We start from the raw sequence: 20,719 nt of genomic DNA on the forward strand, positions 1-20,719 counted from the left end.
TTGTCGTCCAACGTTCTGAAATAAAAGAAGTTTGACAACCTTCAAACGAACGATGGGCCAGTACTCGACTGGCCCTTCGCCACAGCTTTACTGGCTCGCCTTGGCCTCCTGCAGCAACTGTTGGATCACCTGCTCCTGCTCGCCGTAGCGGCCTTCGCCGAAGTGGCTGTAGCGCACCTGGCCCTTGGCATCGATGAAATAGTGCGCCGGCCAGTACTGGTTGTTGAAGGCACGCCAGATCGCGTACTGGTTGTCGATGGCCACCGGGTAGTTGATGTCCAGTTTGCGTACCTGCTGGCGTACGTTGTCGATGATCTTCTCGTAGCCGTATTCCGGGGTATGCACGCCGATCACCACCAGGCCGTCCTTCTCATACTTCTTGGCCCATTCGTTCACGTGGGGCAGCGTGTGCTGGCAATTGATGCAGTCGTAGGTCCAGAAATCCACCAGCACCACCTTGCCCTTCAGCGATTCGCTGTTCAGCGGCGGTGAGTTCAGCCATTGCACCGCACCGTCCAGCGAAGGCATGGCGCCCTGGGAATCGAGGTTCGGCATCGGGTTGGCGCTGGCCTTGCTGACCACGTAGTCGATTGCCTGTGGCACCTTTTCCAGCACGCGTTGCTCCAGGCTCGCGGCGCTTTGGGAGGAAGTGTTGGCCAACAGCCGATCATCGACGCCGGTAGCGATCGCCACGGCCGCCAGCAGCACAACCACTCCACTGCCACGGCGCAACCACGCGGTCACCGGCAGCGAGAGCTTCAGCCGTGCGGCCAAGCCACGTCCGGCGAAGATCAGGGTTCCCAGCGACAAGGCACTGCCGAGGCCGTAGGCGAGCAGCAACAGACTGGTCCCGGCGCTGGCGCCCTGCAGCATGGCGCCGGTCAGGATCACCCCGAGTATCGGTCCGGCACAGGGCGCCCAGAGCAGCCCGGTGGCGACACCAATCAATACCGATGCCAACGGCCCATCCAGTCGCCCGGCACCCGCATCGACGCGATTGCCCAGGCTGACCAGCGGCCGCGCCAACCAGGTGCCAACCCGGCTGAAGATCAGCGACAAGGCGAACAGCACCATCACCCCCAGGGCGACCTGCCGTCCCACGCTGCTGGCACGCAGCACCCAGTCACTGCTGACCACCGCCAGGCTCGATACCAGGGCGAATGTCAGCACCATGCCACCGAGGGTCAGCAACATCGAGCCCGGCGTACGGTTGGCCCGGGCGAACAGAAACGGCACCACGGGGAGAATACAAGGGCTGAGGATCGTCAGGATCCCGCCGAGGAAAGCGATCAGAAGCATGGCATCACCTCATGGGCAGTCAGGCCGTCTCGGGCCATTCTTTAAATATTTATCGATTAAAAACAGTTAGTTATTAATCATTATTAATGTTTAACCTCAATTATCGTTATTGCAGTGGTCAGCCAACTTGCGGTATTCCAGTGCTTGGTGATGCCCCGCCGAATCCAGGTAGGTCATGTGGGCATTGACCACGCCGCAGGCAGGCCCGGCGTCTTCGGAGATGGTGAGCACCTTTTGGATGTCCAGGTGGCTGCCGTAGGCGTAGGTCTGCGCCTGGACATTGCTTTCGGCCCGGGCCGACAGGGTGCAGATGTTCAGTGCGGCGAAAAGGCAGGCGGCGTAGATGGCTTTGGTGTTCATGGCGGTATCCTCGATTCATTCAATGGGTGTGTTTGCTGTCGAGGCCGTGTGTGTCGCCTCGTTGGGAGCCATTGAATGCCCCTGAGGTATCCCGCCTGTATCGAGCCAGGGGGCTTTTTGCATCGCTGTGTATCCGCCGGGCGCCAGATACACTGCAATACAAACCGCCGCGAGCCGGGCCCGCCGGCCCCTGTATTCTGATCACAACGAAACGCCGAGAGGACTGGACACCATGGATCATGTCGATCACGTATTGATAGTGGATGACGATCGCGAGATCAGAGAACTGGTGGGCAACTACCTGAAGAAGAACGGCCTGCGCACCACCGTCGTCGCCGATGGCCGGCAGATGCGCGCCTTTCTGGAAACCACGCCGGTGGACCTGATCGTGCTGGACCTGATGATGCCGGGCGATGACGGCCTGGTCCTGTGCCGGGAACTGCGCGCTGGCAAGCACAAGGCCACGCCGGTGCTGATGCTCACCGCCCGCAACGACGAAACCGACCGCATCATTGGCCTGGAAATGGGCGCCGACGATTATCTGGTCAAACCCTTCGCCGCCCGGGAGCTGCTGGCCCGGATCAACGCGGTATTGCGCCGCACCCGCATGTTGCCGCCCAACCTGGTAGTGACCGAAAGCGGCCGCCTGCTGGCGTTCGGTCGCTGGCGCCTGGACACCACGGCGCGTCACCTGCTGGACACCGACGGCACCATGGTCGCCCTGAGCGGCGCGGAATACCGGCTGTTGCGGGTGTTCCTCGACCACCCACAGCGAGTGCTCAACCGTGACCAATTGCTGAACCTGACCCAGGGCCGCGACGCCGATCTGTTCGACCGCTCCATCGACCTGCTGGTCAGCCGCCTGCGCCAGCGTCTGCTGGATGACGCCCGCGAGCCGGCCTACATCAAGACCGTGCGCAGCGAAGGCTATGTCTTCTCCTTGCCGGTGGAAATCCTCGAGGCTGCGACATGAGTCTGCCGCTACGTTGGCCGCGCACCCTCGCCTCGCGGCTGTCGCTGATTTTCCTGATCGGCCTGATCCTGGCCCAGGGCTTGTCGTTTGGCGCCCAATATTACGAGCGCTACCAGACCGCCAAGTCCACCATGCTCGGCAATCTGGAAACCGACGTCTCGACCTCCGTCGCCATCCTGGACCGCCTGCCCGCCGCCGAACGCCCGGCCTGGCTGCCCAAGCTCACCCGGCGCAACTACGGTTACCTGCTGAATGAGGGTCAACCCGGCCAACCGATAGCCCGTGAAGACGCGCCGATCTCGGTGAATTCGATCGAGGACGCCATCGGCCAGGCCTATCCCCTGACCTTTATCGACATTCCGGGACCGCAGAAGCATTACCAGGCGCACCTGCGCCTGAGCGACGGCAGTCCGCTGACCATCGACGTCCGGCCGGCCATGATGCCCCTGTCCCCCTGGTTGCCGGTGGTGTTGCTGGGGCAGTTGGCGTTGCTGATCGGCTGTACCTGGCTGGCCGTGCGCATCGCCGTCGGCCCACTCACCCGGCTGGCCCAGGCCGTGGAAACCCTCGATCCGAACGCCCACAGCGTACGCCTGGATGAGCAAGGCCCGACCGAAGTGGTCCATGCGGCCAAGGCGTTCAATGCCATGCAGGACCGTATCGCCGCCTATCTGAAGGAGCGCATGCAGTTGCTGGCGGCGATATCCCACGACCTGCAGACCCCCATCACCCGCATGAAGCTGCGGGCGGAATTCATGGATGAGGGCATTGAGAAGGACAAACTCTGGAGCGACTTGGGTGAGATGGAGCATTTGGTGCGCGAAGGCGTGGCCTATGCCCGCAGCATCCATGGCGCCACCGAGGCCAGCTGTCGAATCAGCCTGGATGCGTTTCTCGACAGTCTGGTGTTCGACTACCAGGACACCGGGCAGGATGTGCAGTTGTCCGGAAAGAACGCCGCCGTCATCGACACCCGCCCCCATGCCTTACGCCGGGTGCTGGTGAACCTGGTGGACAACGCGCTGAAGTTCGGTGGCGCGGCGCGGATCGAGGTGCAGGCCGAGAACAATGGCCAACTGGCGATCCAGGTCCTGGACCGCGGCCCCGGCATCAACGAGCAGGAACTGGCCGAAGTGCTCAAGCCGTTCTACCGGGTGGAAAGCTCGCGCAACCGTGAAACCGGCGGGACCGGGCTGGGACTGGCCATCGCCCAGCAACTGGCCACGGCCATGGGCGGCTCACTGACCTTGAGCAACCGAGAAGGCGGCGGCCTGTGCGCCGAACTGCGCCTGAACCGCAGCACCTCGTTCGGCAGTTGACCTTGGGCTGACCGGCCTACCGCTATCGCGAGCAGGCTCGCTCCCACAGGTTTCCGAGGTGTTCACCCAATGGCGTAAAGCCCGGCTCCCACAGGTTCCGCGGACGTTCACCGAATCGCCTACACCATAAATCCCCTGTGGGAGCGAGCCTGCTCGCGATAGCGGTGGCTCGGTTTGCGCATTCTTCACCGGCAAGCCCCACTCCCGCGTGTATCCGCGACGCCCTCTATGCCATGAGCGCCAGCCGGCCATCGCCCCTCGCCTTCGAAAATCGAAACCTTGGAAGACTTGCGTCGGTCCAGTCCTGTGTAGCCACCCAACGCTGCACGCCGCCCCCAGCGGCTGCGGCCCAGCAATGAGGGACAGACATGAGCATGACCGTCGGTGATTTTCTGGTGGAACGTCTTTATGAATGGGGCGTTCGCTGTATCTATGGGTATCCGGGCGATGGCATCAATGGCGTTTTCGGCGCCTTGAACCGTGCCAATGGCAAGATTCGCTTCATCCAGGCCCGTCATGAGGAAATGGCCGCGTTCATGGCCTGTGCCCACGCCAAGTTCACCGGCGAGCTGGGGGTGTGCATCGCCACCTCGGGACCGGGTGCATCGCACCTGGTGACGGGCCTCTACGACGCCCGGATGGATCACATGCCAGTGCTCGCCATCAGCGGCCAACAGGCCCGCGCCGCTCTGGGCGGGCATTACCAGCAGGAACTGGACCTGGTCAGCCTGTTCAAGGATGTGGCCGGGGCGTTCGTCCAGCAGGCCAGCACACCGTCCCAGGTGCGTCATCTGCTTGACCGCGCCGTCCGCACCGCCGTCGGCGAGCGCCGTGTCACCGCGCTGATCCTGCCCAATGACCTGCAGGAAATGGAATACACCCCACCGCCTCGCAAACACGGCACGGTTCACTCCGGCGTCGGTTACCGCAAACCCAAGGTCGTGCCCTACGAAGAAGATCTGCGCCAGGCCGCCGAGGTCCTCAATGCCGGCAAGAAAATCGCCATTCTCGTGGGCGCCGGTGCGCTACAGGCGACAGACGAAGTGATCGCCATCGCCGAAAAGCTCGGTGCCGGAGTGGCCAAGGCGCTGCTCGGCAAAGCTGCGGTGCCGGATGACCTACCCTGGGTCACCGGGTCCATCGGGCTGCTGGGCACCGAACCCAGCGATAACCTGATGGCCGGCTGCGACACCCTGCTGATGATCGGCTCCGGTTTCCCCTATGCCGAGTTCCTCCCCCCCGAAGGCCAGGCCCGAGGGGTGCAGATCGATATTCAGCCGGACATGCTCAGCCTGCGTTACCCCATGGAGGTCAACCTGCAAGGCGACTGCGCCGACACCCTGCGCGCCCTCCTGCCGCTGATCGAGGAAAAGGCCGACCGTGCCTGGCGCAAGAAAATCGAGCACTGGCGAGCGGATTGGGACAAGACCCTGGAAAAACGCGCGCTGGTGTCGGCTAAACCGATCAACCCACAACGGGTCACGTTCGAGCTGTCCCCCCGGTTACCCGATCGGGCCATCATCACCTGTGACTCGGGCTCCTGCGCCAACTGGTATGCCCGGGACATCCAGATCCGTCGCGGCATGATGTGTTCGTTGTCCGGTGGCCTGGCGTCCATGGGGGCTGCGGTGCCCTATGCCATCGCGGCGAAGTTCTGTCATCCGCAACGGCCGGTCATCGCCCTGGTGGGGGACGGCGCGATGCAGATGAACAACATGGCCGAACTCATCACCGTCGCCAAGTACTGGCGCACCTGGGCCAATGGCACCTGGATCTGCGCGGTGTTCAACAACCAGGATTTGAATCAGGTGACCTGGGAGCAACGCGTCATGGAAGGCGACCCGAAATTCGAGGCGTCCCAGGACATCCCGGACGTGCCTTATCACCTTTTTGCCGAATCCATTGGCCTGAAGGGCATCCTTGTCGAGCAGGAAGACCAGGTCGCCGCGGCCTGGGAGCAAGCGCTGGCGGCCGAACGCCCGGTGTTGATCGAATTCCGGACCGACCCCGACGTGCCGCCCCTGCCACCTCATATCAAACTGGAACAGGCGAAAAAACTCGCCTCGACCCTGCTCCAGGGTGACCCTAACGAGCGAGGCATCGTGGTGGAAACCGCGAAACAGGTTCTGGGCGCCCTGCTGCCGGGCCATCGCAAGGATAAGGAGTAAACGCGTCCGCGACAGTCATCGCGCACCCGCGCCGATACTTGACCGTTTAATCAAGTTACCGAGTGTCAGGTCAGTTAAGTTAATTGGCCTGACAGCCGATACAGCGGCGTGCGGGATATTTCGCGTTTAGCTGATGACTTGTTTATGACTGAAGATGCAGGCAACAACTCCACTGACCTTTCCTCGGGCAAGCCAACCCGAAGTTTTACCCGACGCACCTTCCCGGCCATCATGTTTCTGCTGTTCGTCATGTCCGCGCTGGCAATCGCCGTGCTGCTCAACATCACCGGTGCCCAGGACAAACGTGCCCGGGAACAGAGCCTGTTTTTTGCCCAGCGCGCCATCGATGGTATCCGCACCGGCATCGGTCGCGACCTGAACGACTACTCCAAATGGAGCGACGCTTACCGGCATCTGCACCTGACAGTGGACAAGGCCTGGGCCTACGACCAGGAAAATGTCGGTAGCAGCGTCTATTCGCTCTACGGTTATCAGGCCGTGTTCGTTATTTCCCCCAAGGGCAAGACGGTTTACTCGGTGATCAATGGCGAAATGAGCGAGGCCGATGCCAACACCTGGCTGACAGGCGACCTGCAAGGCCTGAGGAAGACCGCCAGCACTTCGGAAAACCGCGATGAAGTCATCGTCAAGTTGCTGCATCACGACGGCGCCCCCGCATTCGTCGCCGCGTCGGCCATTACCACCGGCACGGACAACAGCGTGCGAGAGATGCCAGGACCGCCCAGCCTGATGCTGTTCGTGAAAGTCCTCGATCCGGCCTCGTTGCAGAACCTGGCAAGGGACTTTGCCCTGCCCGACGCCTACATCGCCCATAAGCCGGGGCCGGACGGAACCGCCGAATTATCCCTTGGCGAAAGCATCCACGAGGCCCTGGCCTGGCGACCGCCAACCCCCGGCAACGATCTGCGCAAGGTCCTGTTGCCCTTGCTGGTGCTGGCGCTGCTGATCCTGGGGATCCTCGCCCTCGCCGTGTTGCGCCATGCCCTGATGATGCTGCGCGCCCAGGAACACCAGTACGACAGCCTCCTGGCCCACCGAAAGGCGCTGGAACGTAGTGAAGAACGCTTCCGGGACATTGCCGAAGTGTCCTCCGACTGGCTGTGGGAGGTCGATTCGGCCGGGACCTTGACCTATCTGTCGGAACGCTTCGAGCAAGTGACCGGATTCAGTCCCGCCGAGTGGCTGGGCAAGCCCCTGCACCGCCTGCTGCACCCCCACGGCGGGTCGATTTCCATTGCCCAGTGGCTGCTCGGCGGCGCCAACAACGCGTCATCGAGCCCGCTGTTGTGCGAGTACACCGCACGCAATCAACGCATACGCACCTGCAAACTCTCGGTCCGCGCCATTGAAGCCGGCGCCCTGGGGTTTCGTGGCACCGCCACCGATATCACCGATGAACTGCGGGCATTGGCCCAGATCAAGCATCTCTCTTTGCACGACCCGCTGACCGGGTTGGCCAACCGCAACCGGCTGTTCGATTGCCTCAGCGAGTACCTGGACCCGGTCAGCGGTGTGTCGCTGGCGGTGTTGAACCTGGACATGGACCGCTTCAAGCCGGTCAATGACTCCCTGGGCCATGCCGTGGGCGACAAAGTGTTGAAGGAGGTGGCCCATATCCTTCTGCAGAACGTACGCGACTCCGACCTGGTGGCCCGTCTGGGCGGTGACGAGTTTGTCATTGTCATGCCCGAACCAGGCAATGCCCACGACCTCGATCAACTTTGTGGACGCCTGATCGACTGCATGCAACGCCCCATGCACCTGGACGGCAATACCCTGTACCTGGGCGTGAGTATCGGTGTGGCCTGGGCGCAACCCGGGGACAGCCGTGCCGATGAGCTGTTGCGCCAGGCCGATATCGCCTTGTATGCGGCCAAGGCAGCCGGCCGCAACACCTGGCGCGTCTACGTGGAAGCCATGGGTAACGTGGCCCGTGATCGCCGGCGCTATGAACAGCAACTGCGTGACGCCATGCACCGGGACCAGTTGGAACTGCGTTATCTGCCACGTTTCGATATCAACGCCGAGCAGTTGTACGGTTTTGAAGCCCAGACGTTCTGGCACCATCCCGAAAAAGGTGAACTGGGGGGTTCCGACTTCATTCCGGTTGCCGAAGCATCCGGCCAGTTGGAAGAGTTGGGGGCATGGATGTTGGTCAACGTCTGTGAGGAAGCGGCGAGCTGGCCGACACCCGTCAACGTATCCATTGCGGTTTCGCCGAAATGGTTCAGCAGCAACTTCTTGCTCAATCAAGTGCAGACAGCCCTTGAGACGAGCGATCTGGCCCCCCATCGACTGACCCTGGAAGTGGCCGAGGGCATTCTGCTGGTGGACCACAAGACCGTCGCCACCACCCTGCATGCCCTCAAGGACCTGGGGGTGCGGATCAACATCGATAAGTTCGGCACCAACATCGCCTCCCTTCGCGAAGTCTTGAATCAACCGTTCGACGGCATCCGCTTCGATCGCAATATCCTTTCGCAATTGGGCCTGGAGCATGATCAAGAAGGCGTCCTGGCGATGATCCGGCTGAGCCGCAGCGTGGGACTGATGGTCACCGCCGAAGGGATCGAAAACGCCCGCCAATTCAGACAATTGCGCAGCGTTGCCTGCGACCATGTCCAGGGCCCCTACTTCGGCTCGGCACTGGCCCGCTCGGAAATGGCCTCGTTCTTCACCACACCCCGGTGGCTATAAAGCAGCACCGATAGCCTTGCGTGGGAGCGAGCCTGCTCGCGAAGGCGTCAACACAGCCACCTTCGCCATCAACGGATGGACCGCTATCGCGAGCAGGCTCGCTCCCACAGGAGTCCGAGTGAGTACGTGTCCCCGCACGACTACTTGCGAGCCTCCAGGATCAGGTTGAAAGGCGTCTCCGCTGCCCGCCGGAAGTGCCTGAAACCCGCCTCGGCAAATATCTCCCGCAACCTCGCCTCCCCGGCCTGCGCTCCCAGGCCCAGCCCCACTTCCTGGGACAGCGAGTTCGGTGTACAGATGAACGTGGAAGCGGCATAGAACAGTCGTCCGACCGGGGTCAGGTTCTCGTCCAGCGTGTCTTTGGCATAGGGCTCGACCAGCAGCACCGTGCCGTCTGCCTTCAGCGACTGATAGGCGTGCTGTGCAGCGCCAACCGGGTCCCCCATGTCGTGCAGGCAATCGAAATAGCAGATCAGATCATAATCATTTCCCGGGAAGCTCTTCGCGGTGCTTTGGACAAAGCTGACGCGGTCGTCGACGCCACCCTCTTTGGCACGCTGCGTCGCCGTGGCGATGGAGGGTGCGTGATAATCGAACCCCACAAAGCGCGAGGCCGGAAAAGCCTTCGCCATGACGATAGTCGAAGCACCATGCCCGCAGCCGATGTCCGCCACCTTCGCACCGGCAGTGAGCTTATCGACGACACCTTCCAGCGCCGGCAACCATTGCGACACCAGATAGGATTTGTACCCGGGCCGGAAAAAACGCTCGGTACCGTGGAACATGCAGGGATGGTGGTCACCCCAGGCCAGCCCTCCATCTCCGCGCATGGCCGCCACCAGTTTGTCCTTGTCGTGGAACATGGACGCGACCACCATGACGCCGCCCGCCACATACACCGGCGAATCCTCGATGGCCAGCGCCAACGCCTGCTCTTCAGGCAAGACGAACTGGCCCTCGTGGTGCTCCATGTACCCGGAAGCCGCATGGGCGCTGAGCCATTCCTGGATCAGACGTGGATTGCAGCCCGTTCTGGACGCAAGTTCCTGGGAGGTGACCGGCCGGCTATCCGCCATGGCTTTATACAACCCGAGTTCATCGCCAACCATCACGTTGGCGAGCATTGCCGAGGCGCCCATGTCGGACACCAGCTTGCCCATGAACTCGTTAAGTTTTGCCTCGTCCATTACGTACCCTCCTGTGAGAAGGCCACCGTCGACACGGGCATGCAGGACCTGAAAACTGTAGCGGTGGTCGGATGGATTGACACGCGGCTGCGCGCTGCCGCATCACCGAGTGGGAAACACCTGGCAAACGTGGGAACACGCGCCTGCCTACCCGCCCAATGATCTGGGCGGGCTTTCAGTCTAATCCTGGAGGAGCGCTCATGGTGCCTGACGCGACACTCGGTGTGCTCGCTCTTCGCGAGCAGGCTCGCGCCCACAGGCGTCCGGGTTATCTATAGGCTGAGCCGCTCTTCCGTCAACCGTTGGGCACGTGCCTCCGGACTGCCTGATGGTTGCGCGAGAAACTCGGTAATCAGCGATGTAATCTGGTGCTGGATCACCCCACGCGGACGACCGTTGTCACCGTCGCGGCAAATGATGCCATCGCCAGGTACGTCCTCTTCCAGCAACGCCTGCGCGCCAGGCTTGCACATCGACAGGAAGCTGAAATGGCTGGCATCGCTGATTTCGATGTAACGGTTGGACGCCGGCGCCAGGCGTTTTGCCAGGTTGGCGGACTCCAACTGGGCGGGAAGATCGTGAGACGCTACGCCGGCGGCGATCACCAGCGTGGGCACTTGTAGCATTGCCAGGCTTGCATCGGTCAGGCCTCGTGAAAGGCCCAGGTCCAATGTGACCACTGCGGTGACACGTTCATCGCGCCAATCGGCGGCCAGCGCCGCCTTCGATTCCGAGCTGCTTGCAGGGTTTATCTGTTCGTAGACAGTGCAACTGCTCAATTGCGGATGAACCTTGCAATCCTCGGCAAAGCGGTCCGGATCAAAGCGCGCCCCCGCGACCTCCAGTGCAGTCCAGCCGCCCAGGGAATGGCCCACGACAGCAATTCGGCGCTTCGCGACCACGCCGAACTTGTCAGGTTGGGTGGTCACCGCATCGATGACCCGGCGCAGATCCTCGGGACGTTTCCACAACTGCGCCGCGGCTTGGGGACTACGGTCATGGGTCGTGGTGCCGGGATGGTTGACCGCCGCCACGATGTAGCCCCGATGGGCCAAAGCACTGGCCAGCCAGGTCTGGTTGCCCCAGTTGCCCCTGAATCCGTGGGAAAGCACCACCAACGGGTGCTCGCCTGCGGTTGGCGGCGCATTCCGAACAGCAGAACTACCGACAAAGACCACGTCATCGGCGATCAACTGCGCGGGCGCGGTGGTTGGACTGGGGTACCAGACGACCATCTCCAGTGCACGGCCGTTGTGCGTATCCGGCAGTGTCGAAGCGTAGAAACCGATAGGGCTTTCATCCGCGAGCGCGATGGTCGTCATGCAGGTCAGAAGCAAGGCGCCGAAAGTTGTTTTCAATGTTTTTATCTTCCTTGATCAGAAAAAGCGCGGAAACTTGAACGCGCTATCAGGCGCGGTCTTCACCCCATTGGCGGTGAAGATAAGTCGCACGGGCATTAAAGCCCATCTGGCATTCCCGCACATAGTTTTGATAACCAGCTCAACGGGCAATTTGAAGGAGCGACACGCTCGTATTTCGCGAGCAGGCTCGCTCCCACAGGGTCCGGTATCGTTACACAAATACCAGAGATTTCACCGATCCCATGTGGGAGCGAGCCTGCTCGCGAAAGCGGCGCATCCGTCGCTGAAAGACCGAATCATTCCACCGCCAGCTCGCGCAACACGCCCCCCTCCTGTTCCAGGCGTTGTTGATACGTCGCCGCGTTCAGCAGTTGATAGGGAAAGCAGAGGCCCGGCGCGGTAGGCGGCTGTCCGTCCAGGCCGAGCAGTCGCTCAAGGAGCAACGCGATACTGAGGCCGGTCAGCGGTGCCGTGCCCGCCGGGTGGACGAGTGCGTGGCGTGTGCACAACGCTTCGCCCTTCTGGTCCTCGCCAGCCAGTTCGATGATGATCTCTGTCGACATGGGTTCACCCTGGCGTCGGGTCGAGCTCTTTCCGATGGCCATGTTGAACTGGACATTGGGCGCACCCGTGGCCGCCGCCAACCCGACGACGTCGATCGAAGAAAACCCGCTGGCTTCGATGTCCCTGCCATCCACCGCGCGGAAGCTGGCCTTGGCTTCTTCGCCTTCGCGCCAGACATACACGCCCTCACGCCGTGTCAGGGCGGCAGGAAGCATCCTGTTCAGGTGTTCGAAGTCGGTCGCGACCGTCGGGCCTCCAGTGTCCTGTTCATCGATCAATGCGCTGATCTTGATATCGTGCACACGGCTGAAGGCCTCGGCCACCCTCAGCGTCGATACCGTCGTGGCGCCGACCATCCATTCGTACCCGAGGACGATCGGCGCGGCATCGGGCCGGTGCATGTACGTCGCGATTTCCGGTGCGATCTCGAAAATGCCGGAGGATATACTGAGGTGCGGCACGCCACGCTTTTGGGCGTAACGCAGTCCCGCAAGGGCGCGGTCCATGTAGAAAACCACCACGCCGCTGACAGCGCGATCACCGAGCCCCAGGTCGTCTGCCGAAGCATCGATCAGCACGCCCTGGGCGTTGCCGAACTGTTCCGCGGCCCGTTGGGCCTTAGTGAGATCGCGGCCACCGATCAACAGCGGCACGCCGGGATGGGCGGCGCGCAGTGCCTGGGCAGTATGATGGCCGATGGCGCCAGAACCGCCCATGAACAGGATAGGATCAAGAGTCATGGTATGTTCTCCTTGCGTTGGGAACGAAACCTACCATTAGTAGGAAGAGTCATCCCGAACATACACCTCGATACCTACCATTGGTAGGTTTATTTATCTGGAGCGACGAAGTGCAAACCGACATCGAATCCCCGGGCGCCTCTTCTACCCGCAGGCTTTCAAAAGCCGAGCGGCGGCGACAGTTGCTGGATACCGCCTTGCTGGTCGTGCGCGAGGAAGGCGCCGACCGCTTGACCCTGGGGCATCTTGCGGTGCGCGCAGGTGTGTCCAAGCCGGTGGTCTACGATCATTTCGGCACTCGATCGGGCCTGCTGATCGAGCTCTATAAATGGATCGATGCCGAGCGGGTCAACGCGTTCCGTGACGCGATGGCAGGCACCGAGCGGCCTCTGGAGGAAACCGCGCAGATGCTCGCCAGTGCCTATATCCAATGCGCGGCAGACAACACCGACGAGTTCTTTGCGGTGGGTGCGGCGCTGGCGGGGAGCAATGAAAAAGCCGCGGTTTTCCAGGAATTGCTGGATAACTGCGTGCAAATGTTCAGCAGTGTGCTCAAGCCCCATACCGCGCTGCCCGCGACCGAACTGGAACGGCGTTGTACCGGTCTGGTCGGTGCAGGAGAAGCGCTTGCAGGAGCCTTGATGCGCGGTCGGCATGACAAGGACGAAGTGACCCAAGCGTTCGCGGCGCTTATCCGCGGCGCTGTGCAGGACGCTGATTGAGGTCAGGTCAAGCGTCCACGGACAGTTCCTTCTCCAGGCCATCGGCAAACTTGCGCATCAGCCTGACGAATGTCTCGAACTCCTCCACGTCCCAATCCTTGAAGACCGCACGCCCCATCCGCTCACGCGCAGCGTCGATGCGATCAGTCATCGCCTTTCCCGCCGGCGCAATGACTGCTTCGCGCACGCGGCGATCGACGGGACTTGCACGGCGCGTCACCAGACCCAGGCTTTCGAGCTTGGCAATCTGACGACTGATGGTGGTGTAGTCGCGTCCTGAACGCTCAGCCAGATCCACCACACCGATTGGCCCCAGCCGCTCAATGCCCACAAGCACGAAGAACAACGCCCGGTCGAGCCGGATGCCGGCCTCCTCGATCATTCTCTCGTCGTTCTGTGGCCGGTTCATTGCACTGACGAGACTGATCATCGCGCCATGCAGCACCTTCAACTGCTCGGAAATATGTGTATCTTGCACCTTTTTTATCGATGACATAGCATGGCTCCTATTACGTGCATCCTACACATATTGGAGCTGCCATGACAAATCAACCAATGCTCGATGTCTTGATCTGCGGTGCCGGAACAGCCGGCCTTACCCTCGCCATCGAGCTGGCGCGACGCGGCGTCTCGTTCCAATTGATCGAGAAGCTGGCGACACCGTTTCCGGGCTCGCGGGGCAAGGGCATCCAACCACGGACACAGGAAATCTTCGAGGATCTGGGCATCCTCGACCGGATGACGGCGGCCGGTGGGCCCTACCCCCGCCAGCGCGTCTACAGTGACGACGGCAGCTATCTCGATTCGGACATGGCCGAGCAGGCCGACCCAACCCCGGCCGAACCCTATCAACGGCCATTGATGATTGCCCAATGCATGACAGAACAGATCATGCGCGAGCAGTTGAACGAGCTGGGTCATCAAGTGGTATTCAACCAGGAATTGCTGGGCTTCCAACAGGACAACAACGGCGTTACCGCGCGCATCGCCGGACCGGCGGGCGAGGAACTGCTTCGGGCCCGCTATCTGATCGGTGCGGATGGTGGGCGCAGCTTTGTGAGAAAAGCTCTCGGTGTGGATTTTCCCGGCAAGACCCTGGGCGTGCGCGCCATTGTTGCCGATGTCGTGCTGACCGGGCTGGAGCGTGACGCCTGGCACCAGTTCAACGACGGCGACATGGCGCGCATGTTCGCAATCTGTCCGCTCGCCGGTACCGACCTCTTCCAGATCCAGGCGCCGATCCCGCCAAGTGCACCGGCCGACCTCTCGGCCGAGGGGCTGACCGCTCTCGCCGCTGAACGCACGGGACGTACAGACCTGATCGTCCACTCGGTTTCCTGGGCGTCGGATTACCAAATGAATGCCCGATTGGCCGAGCGTTACCGCGTGGGCCGGGTGCTGCTGGTTGGCGATGCCGCTCACATACACCCGCCCACTGGCGGACAAGGGCTGAACACCAGCGTGCAGGACGCCTACAACCTGGGCTGGAAGCTGGCGGCCGTGTTGAAGGGGGCAAGCGAAGAATTGCTCGATACCTACGAGGTCGAGCGTCGTCCGGTGGCCGAGTCGGTGCTTGGCCTTTCGACACGCTTGCTCAATGCCCGGGAACGGGGCGGAATGCGCCGCGGTCGCGAGGTGCACCAACTCGATATCGGTTACCCGGACTCGCCGCTCGCCTGGGAACGGCCCGAACGCCAAGGTGGAGTTCGCGCCGGGGACCGCGCCCCGGATGCCACGATCCAAGTCGCGGCGGGTCAGTCATCGCGGCTGTTCCTGTTGTTTCAAGGGCCCCATTGGACGTTGCTTGCCCACGAGGTGAAGCTTGAGGCACTGGGATCACGACCGGGATTGCACGTGTACCACATCGGCCCGGAAGGTGATCTCATCGATACCTGCGGACACTTGCGCGATGGCTACGAAGTGACGCCAGGCGAATGCGTACTGATCCGTCCGGACGGATATGTCGGCGCAATCTTTGCCGCAGACCGGACAGCGGAGCTTGAAGCTTATTTGCTCCGCATGGGAGTGGTTCCACTTGAAGAGGTATCGAAGTGAATTCCTCCCGCGGTCATCGCCACGACTGCGGGTGACAGCCTAAAACGAATAACGCACAGCATTCACCCACCGGCTTTGCTCGTCGAAATATCCGAAGCTCTGCCGGTCGCCATCGAATAGGTCCAATCCGGTGCGCAACTGCCAATGGGCATCGAGGTCGTAACGCATTTCCAGGGCAGCGTATTGTGCGGAATTGCGCAGGTCCTGGGCCAAATAGCCCGTCAGGTAAAGCCGGCCCTGCCACATCTCCCGCCGGATCGCCAGGCTGACTATTTCAGAGCGGTCCTGATCGACGGCGTCCTTCACCTCGTCCTTCCAGAGGTTGTAGTACTGCATGCCGAAGAACCAGTCGCCGCTCAGATAATCGACCCCCAACAACAACTGTTGCTGGCGGTTCTTTTCAAGTTCCAGCACACCCGTCGGCGCCCTCGAGTAGCGATACGCGTCGGGAACCAATGCCGCCTCTCCCTTGAACACCACGGGGCCGATCGGCATGGCGAACGAACCACCGAACAGGGTACGGCGTTTCAGGGACTCACGGTAACTCAGGCCGGCCTGGGACAAGCGGGCGGTGTAGCTCTCCTCCGTTTGCCATCCATGCCAGGCATTCAATGAATAGTCGATGCCCTGAAGGTTGCCGCTCCACTTCAGGGCCGGTGTCCAGTCGGCGGGCTTACGCCAGTCCGGGTCGTCCGCCTCTGTCCGGGGAATGCCCGCCAAGGCATTCTCGACAGTCGGTTCGGCGAAACGGGAACCGGCATCGGGCAGCAGGTCCTTGCGCGTCTGCGGAATCACCAGCAGTTGTAGCGATTGATCCTCGAACACCGAACACTCGCTGTTGAGCATCGCCAGTGGCCGACGCTGTTGGACATAGTCGCCAAAATAACCTTCGCGTCGGTCGAACGCATGAATCACATCCAGGACCCTCAGGCGATCGGCACTGCCCCAGACCACTTGTTGTACACCCAACGTATTGGTGCAACGGTCGCCCTGATACTCGGCGAACAACTCACGAGGTTCCACTTCGTGATAGTCGCCGTCGAGTTGGTTTTCCTGCAACGCCCGGACTTGCACCTTGTACCGCCAGCCCGAATCATCCTGCCAACTGCCACCCAGCAGAGCTGAATACTCGTTGAGGCCCCATTCGCCCTCGCGCGTCAGTGCTTGGCGGGTTTCCAGGCGGCCACTGATATCCAAGGCCTCCAGCGAGGCGCCCTGGCAGGCGCCGCTGAGCAAACTCATCGCCAACCCGGCCTTCAATGCGGTGCGCTTCATAGGCCCTCCCGTGACATGAGCAGAGGATCGATGGTGCTGTCTTCACCGGGCTGGGGCTCATCGCACAGGCCTGCGTTGGCATTGATCCACTCGGCCAGTCCAGGCATTGCCCGCACCGGTGAGCGGGCCCGCTCCCAGGTGTGCAGCGCCTGTTCCAGGCGGAACTCGACCCATCGCCTGGATGACTCATCCAACGGCTGGGCGTAGAGCATCAGCCAAGCCACGCATTCCCCCAGGCGGAGCGTGCCAGCCGATAAGCGTTCCATCGGGCCCGCGTCGGCCAGCCATTGCCGAAGTCGCTGGGCGGCGATCTTTCCGGGCGTTGTCTGCTCCAGGTAGTCAAGCGTCGTGACGGGCTGCTCCTGTATCCGTTGGCCGATAAAGGTCGCCAGTGTTTCCGACGGTCCTTCGAACAGGCGGGTAATGCGCGCATCGCGCCATAGCTGGCCAATGGGATTATTGTCGCAGTACCCCCGAGCACCGAGCATCTGCAAGGCGGCGTCACTGACTTCACCGAGCATCTCGCTGGCCACCCATTTGACCGCGGCCAGTACCTGCGGCGGCGCCTCGGGCAAGCCCTGATCCAGGCGAAGCGCGAGATCGTCGACCCAACCGCCAATCGCGGTCGCGGCACACAGCGCATCGTCCACGACCCGTTGCGTGTGCTGGTGGTCCCAAAGCCGGTGACTGCCCAAACTGCGCCGGGTGCTGTAACGCATCATCAGTTGCAGACACCGCCATAGCCCGCCGACACAAGTGGCCGCGATGCCCAGGCGCCCATAGGCCATGGTGTCGCTGGCCACGGCCATGCCGGCGAACGGACTGCCCAGCACCCGGTCCGCGCCCACCAGCGCGGCGTCGAAATGCACTTGATTCTGCACCATACCTTTAAGCCCCAGGGTCAGCGCCTCGCTGCCCTGACGCATGCCTGGTTGCTCGGCATCCAGACACAAGCCGACGAAACCGCAGTCGCGCCCCTGTTCATCGAGATGCCGGGTGAATACCGAGATCACCCCAGCCCAGGCGGCTGACCCCGACCAGGACTTGGTGCCGTCCACCCTGAACCCCTCCCTCTCGCGCCGGGCCGTCGCCGACAGGCCGAGAGGATTGGAGCCCGCGCCGTGTTCGGTCAACGCAAACGCGGCGAGTATTCGTCCGCTGGCCAATTGCGGCAAATAGCGCTCTTTCATGGCCGGCGAGCCAAAACGCTGGATCGGTCGAATGCCCAGCCCGTTGTTGAGCCCCACGAAAAAGGCCAGCGTCAGGTCAATCGCTCCCAACTGACGCTGAACCCGCAGCAGTTCGAAATTCGATAACCCCAACAGGCCACCGTCGCGTTCGGCCACCTGCATGCCCAGCAAGCCTTTGTTGCCCAACGCCAGTACCCAATGCGGCGGCAGGCAACGGCGCTCGTCCACCAAGCGAAAATCCAGGCGCCTGGCCCAGTTCCGCAGCCAGGCATTCAACTGCACCACCGCCGGTGTATCGGCCAGGACACCCACCTCGGGCATCATCCTTTCGTTCAACGCTCACGCTCCTGTAGACGGGTCAACCAATGGGCCGTCTCGTGCACCAGATCTTCCAGCGACTGGCTGGGAACAAAACCCAATTGCTGCCGGGCCTTGTCGGTTCGGTAATGGACCTGTCGGCCCAACAAGGCCACCACGTCAGCCGATAGCCGCAGCGGGACCCGGCCAATCAGCAGATCCAACGGGCGCAGCAAGGCGACGATCCAAGCCAGTGACCGGGGTCGCCAGCGTGGCGCCTTGACGCTCAGCGCATCCGCCATGCAGCTGAAGAGCTCGCGGTAACTGGTGTTGTGGGCGCTGAGGATGTAGCGCTCGCCACGCTGCCCGCGGTCCATGACGGCCTGCAGCCCCTCGACCAGGTCCCGCGCACCGATAACGGCGATGCCGCCGGGCGGAATGAACGGCAGACGCCGGTACTGGAGATCGAGCATGACCTTGCCCCAGCCGTGCAGCACATCGCAGTGGGAGGCAATGACCGCCGACGGGCAGGCAATCACGATGTCCATGCCTTCGGCGCAGAAACGGCGTACCTGTTCCTCGGCCTCACGCTTGCTGTGCATATAGGCCAGGCGAAACGCGTCGCCGTTATAGGCCATGGTTTCATCCGCTTGCCGGGCCGGGTAGCCCACGGCGGCAATGGACGACACATGCAGGATGCGGCCGACACCGGCAGTGCGGGCGGCCTGCAATAAATTGACCGTTCCCTGCACATTCACCGCGAACATCCGTTGGCGCTCGCTCTCATAGGGCAAGGCCAGGCCGGCGGCGTGATAGATCCTGGTAACGCCACGGAGTGCCGGGGCAAGGCTGGCCGGAACCAGCAGATCGCCCTCACGCCAGTCCAGGCGTTCACGCAGGCCCGCCAGCGCCGGAGCCGGGTCCTCTGGCAGCACCAGCACCGCCACGGTCTCCCCCTGCGCCAGCAACCTGCGCACGATATGACTGCCCAGGCACCCACTGGCTCCCGTGACCAGAATCATCGACGCGACCCCGTGGCCAGCGCCAAGGAAACGTTGAGCCCCCCAAACGCGAAGGAGTTTTTCAGCCAGGCCTGGACATTCGCCTGGCGTGTGCCCTCGGTCACATAATCCAGGTCACATTCCGCATCGCGGCCCAGGTAGTTGAGGGTGCCGGGAATCTGCCCATGCATCGAGCCCATCAGGCCGCCAATCAACTCCACCACACCCGCAGCTCCCATCAGGTGACCGATGGCCGATTTCACCGAGGAGACGCACAGCTGCGATGCGTGGCTGCCAAAAACCTGCTTGATCGCCGCGGTCTCGCAACGGTCGTTGAGCAACGTGCCGGTTCCATGGGCGTTGATATAGCCGAACGTCTCGGCGGGCAGCCGGCTGTCCGCAATGGCCTGGCGCATCGCCTGTGCCGGGCCGTCCACAGAAGGCTTGAGCAAGTCGCCGGCGTCGCTGTTGACGCCATAGCCCAATACCTGGGCCAGGATCGGTGCCCCCCGGGCCTGGGCGTGAGCCAGGGTTTCCATGACCAGGACACCGCCGCCCTCCCCCAGCACCATGCCCCGGCGACCGGAAGAGAACGGTCGGCAGGTATCCGGGGCCATCGCGCGCAAGGCCTCCCAGGCTTTCCACACCAGCGCGTTGAGACAGGCATCCGTGCCCCCCGCCATGACCAGGTCGGCATCACCGTGGCGCAGGAGGCGATAAGCCTCGCCAATCGCCTGGGTCGAAGACGCGCATGCCGTGCTGATCGTCAGGGCGGGCCCTTTGAAGCCGTACTTGAGGCTCAAGTGGCTGGCGGCGGCGTTCGCCATGACCCGTGGCACGGTCCAGGGCGCCAGGGTGGAACTGCGGGCCTGATACAGATCCAGGTAAGCGCTGTGCAGCGACTCGCTGCCACCCACCGCCGTGCCCATGTAAACCGCACAGCGCGTCGGATCAACCTGTGCCAGGTCGATCGCGGCCATGTCCGCGGCCTCGGCGGCGGCCAGCAAGGCGAACTGGCTGGCACGGTCCAACAGCAGCAACTCGTTGGCACTGAACCGCCCGACCAGGGCGTCTTCGGGCGCCGCGCCGGCGTTGCAGGCCGCACCGACCGCCTCGCTCAGACTGGGCACCGGGCCAATGGCACCACGTCCCTGGGCCAGACCGTCCCATAAAGCCTGGCGGCCGACGCCGAAAGGCGAAACACAGCCGACGCCGGTGATGACAACGGCGTTCACGAAACGGCTCGCTGGGTGGACAACTGTTCGGCCAATATTTCCACCAGGCGATGCACTGAACTGATGTCGGTATGGCTGTAGGCAGAGAGATTGACGCCAAAGCGCTTTTCAATCGCGTAAGTCAGCTTCAACACGTCCAGCGAGTCGAGCCCCAGCTCTTCCACGCTCAGTTGGACGTCCATCTCCGTGATATCCAGTTCCAGGGTGCTGGCCAGTAGATCCAATACCAGTGCTTGCAGCGATTGCGTCGACATA

At 62.4% G+C, this 20,719-nt stretch carries 17 protein-coding genes; 6 read left to right on the forward strand and 11 right to left on the reverse strand.

Translation table 11 applies throughout. The features are described 5' to 3' along the window. Positions 1-87 precede the first annotated feature (87 nt). Both ACODTO_RS12780 and ACODTO_RS12785 read right to left on the reverse strand, forming a co-directional pair. Complete coding sequence (locus ACODTO_RS12780; protein ID WP_489106528.1) at positions 88-1,299, reverse strand: cytochrome c biogenesis protein DipZ; 1,212 nt, start codon at positions 1,297-1,299, stop codon at positions 88-90. A 96-nt stretch (positions 1,300-1,395) separates the two neighbouring features. Then, positions 1,396-1,659: a DUF2790 domain-containing protein gene (locus ACODTO_RS12785; RefSeq protein ID WP_139643366.1), complete on the reverse strand. Its 264-nt coding sequence runs from the start codon at positions 1,657-1,659 to the stop codon at positions 1,396-1,398. A gap of 232 nt (positions 1,660-1,891) precedes the next feature. On the opposite strand from ACODTO_RS12785, the gene ACODTO_RS12790 reads away from it, so the two are divergent. The 4 genes from ACODTO_RS12790 (at position 1,892) to ACODTO_RS12805 (ending at position 8,837) form a co-directional block, all read left to right on the forward strand. Next, on the forward strand, positions 1,892-2,632 hold the full coding sequence (locus tag ACODTO_RS12790; protein ID WP_139643369.1) for a response regulator: 741 nt from the start codon (positions 1,892-1,894) through the stop codon (positions 2,630-2,632). Continuing rightward, positions 2,629-3,951 carry an ATP-binding protein gene (locus ACODTO_RS12795; protein ID WP_464709065.1) on the forward strand — a complete coding sequence of 441 codons (1,323 nt, stop codon included), beginning with the start codon at positions 2,629-2,631 and terminating at the stop codon, positions 3,949-3,951. Before ACODTO_RS12790 ends, ACODTO_RS12795 begins: the two co-directional genes overlap by 4 nt. Before the next feature lie 368 nt (positions 3,952-4,319). Further along, a complete protein-coding gene (locus tag ACODTO_RS12800) occupies positions 4,320-6,119 on the forward strand; it encodes a thiamine pyrophosphate-requiring protein (protein ID WP_489106529.1) in 1,800 nt (599 codons plus the stop codon). 144 nt (positions 6,120-6,263) lie between these two features. Next, positions 6,264-8,837 carry a bifunctional diguanylate cyclase/phosphodiesterase gene (locus ACODTO_RS12805; RefSeq protein ID WP_489106530.1) on the forward strand — a complete coding sequence of 858 codons (2,574 nt, stop codon included), beginning with the start codon at positions 6,264-6,266 and terminating at the stop codon, positions 8,835-8,837. 140 nt (positions 8,838-8,977) lie between these two features. Here the strand turns inward: ACODTO_RS12805 and ACODTO_RS12810 are convergent, their stop codons facing one another. The 3 genes from ACODTO_RS12810 to ACODTO_RS12820 form a co-directional block, all read right to left on the reverse strand. Next, positions 8,978-10,024: a class I SAM-dependent methyltransferase gene (locus ACODTO_RS12810; RefSeq protein ID WP_139643381.1), complete on the reverse strand. Its 1,047-nt coding sequence runs from the start codon at positions 10,022-10,024 to the stop codon at positions 8,978-8,980. Between the two features lie 272 nt (positions 10,025-10,296). Then, on the reverse strand, positions 10,297-11,382 hold the full coding sequence (locus ACODTO_RS12815; protein WP_489106531.1) for an alpha/beta hydrolase family protein: 1,086 nt from the start codon (positions 11,380-11,382) through the stop codon (positions 10,297-10,299). Positions 11,383-11,681: 299 nt separating this feature from the next. Further along, entirely contained in the window at positions 11,682-12,689 is a 1,008-nt protein-coding gene (locus ACODTO_RS12820; protein WP_489106532.1) for an NAD(P)-dependent oxidoreductase, read from the reverse strand. Between the two features lie 110 nt (positions 12,690-12,799). On the opposite strand from ACODTO_RS12820, the gene ACODTO_RS12825 reads away from it, so the two are divergent. Next, positions 12,800-13,411 (forward strand): TetR/AcrR family transcriptional regulator, encoded by a 612-nt coding sequence (locus ACODTO_RS12825; protein ID WP_489106533.1) that lies wholly within the window; start codon positions 12,800-12,802, stop codon positions 13,409-13,411. 7 nt (positions 13,412-13,418) lie between these two features. Here the strand turns inward: ACODTO_RS12825 and ACODTO_RS12830 are convergent, their stop codons facing one another. Beyond that, complete coding sequence (locus ACODTO_RS12830; protein ID WP_489106534.1) at positions 13,419-13,907, reverse strand: MarR family winged helix-turn-helix transcriptional regulator; 489 nt, start codon at positions 13,905-13,907, stop codon at positions 13,419-13,421. A gap of 44 nt (positions 13,908-13,951) precedes the next feature. Between ACODTO_RS12830 and ACODTO_RS12835 the strand changes: the two genes are divergently transcribed. Next, positions 13,952-15,466: an FAD-dependent oxidoreductase gene (locus tag ACODTO_RS12835; protein ID WP_489106535.1), complete on the forward strand. Its 1,515-nt coding sequence runs from the start codon at positions 13,952-13,954 to the stop codon at positions 15,464-15,466. A gap of 39 nt (positions 15,467-15,505) precedes the next feature. Here ACODTO_RS12835 and ACODTO_RS12840 read toward each other — a convergent pair whose 3' ends face one another. From ACODTO_RS12840 to ACODTO_RS12860, 5 genes are read right to left on the reverse strand one after another with little or no spacing between them, the layout of a single operon-like run. Beyond that, positions 15,506-16,741 (reverse strand): hypothetical protein, encoded by a 1,236-nt coding sequence (locus ACODTO_RS12840; RefSeq protein WP_489106536.1) that lies wholly within the window; start codon positions 16,739-16,741, stop codon positions 15,506-15,508. After that, positions 16,738-18,267 carry an acyl-CoA dehydrogenase family protein gene (locus ACODTO_RS12845; RefSeq protein ID WP_489106537.1) on the reverse strand — a complete coding sequence of 510 codons (1,530 nt, stop codon included), beginning with the start codon at positions 18,265-18,267 and terminating at the stop codon, positions 16,738-16,740. Before ACODTO_RS12845 ends, ACODTO_RS12840 begins: the two co-directional genes overlap by 4 nt. Beyond that, positions 18,264-19,250 (reverse strand): SDR family NAD(P)-dependent oxidoreductase, encoded by a 987-nt coding sequence (locus ACODTO_RS12850; RefSeq protein ID WP_489106538.1) that lies wholly within the window; start codon positions 19,248-19,250, stop codon positions 18,264-18,266. The genes ACODTO_RS12845 and ACODTO_RS12850 overlap by 4 nt, the downstream gene beginning before the upstream one ends. After that, positions 19,247-20,464: a beta-ketoacyl-[acyl-carrier-protein] synthase family protein gene (locus ACODTO_RS12855; RefSeq protein WP_139643398.1), complete on the reverse strand. Its 1,218-nt coding sequence runs from the start codon at positions 20,462-20,464 to the stop codon at positions 19,247-19,249. Before ACODTO_RS12855 ends, ACODTO_RS12850 begins: the two co-directional genes overlap by 4 nt. Then, on the reverse strand, positions 20,461-20,718 hold the full coding sequence (locus tag ACODTO_RS12860; protein ID WP_055134400.1) for an acyl carrier protein: 258 nt from the start codon (positions 20,716-20,718) through the stop codon (positions 20,461-20,463). The genes ACODTO_RS12855 and ACODTO_RS12860 overlap by 4 nt, the downstream gene beginning before the upstream one ends. Between the last annotated feature and the right edge of the window lies 1 nt (position 20,719).

This window comes from Pseudomonas sp. FG13 (genome assembly GCF_057809755.1).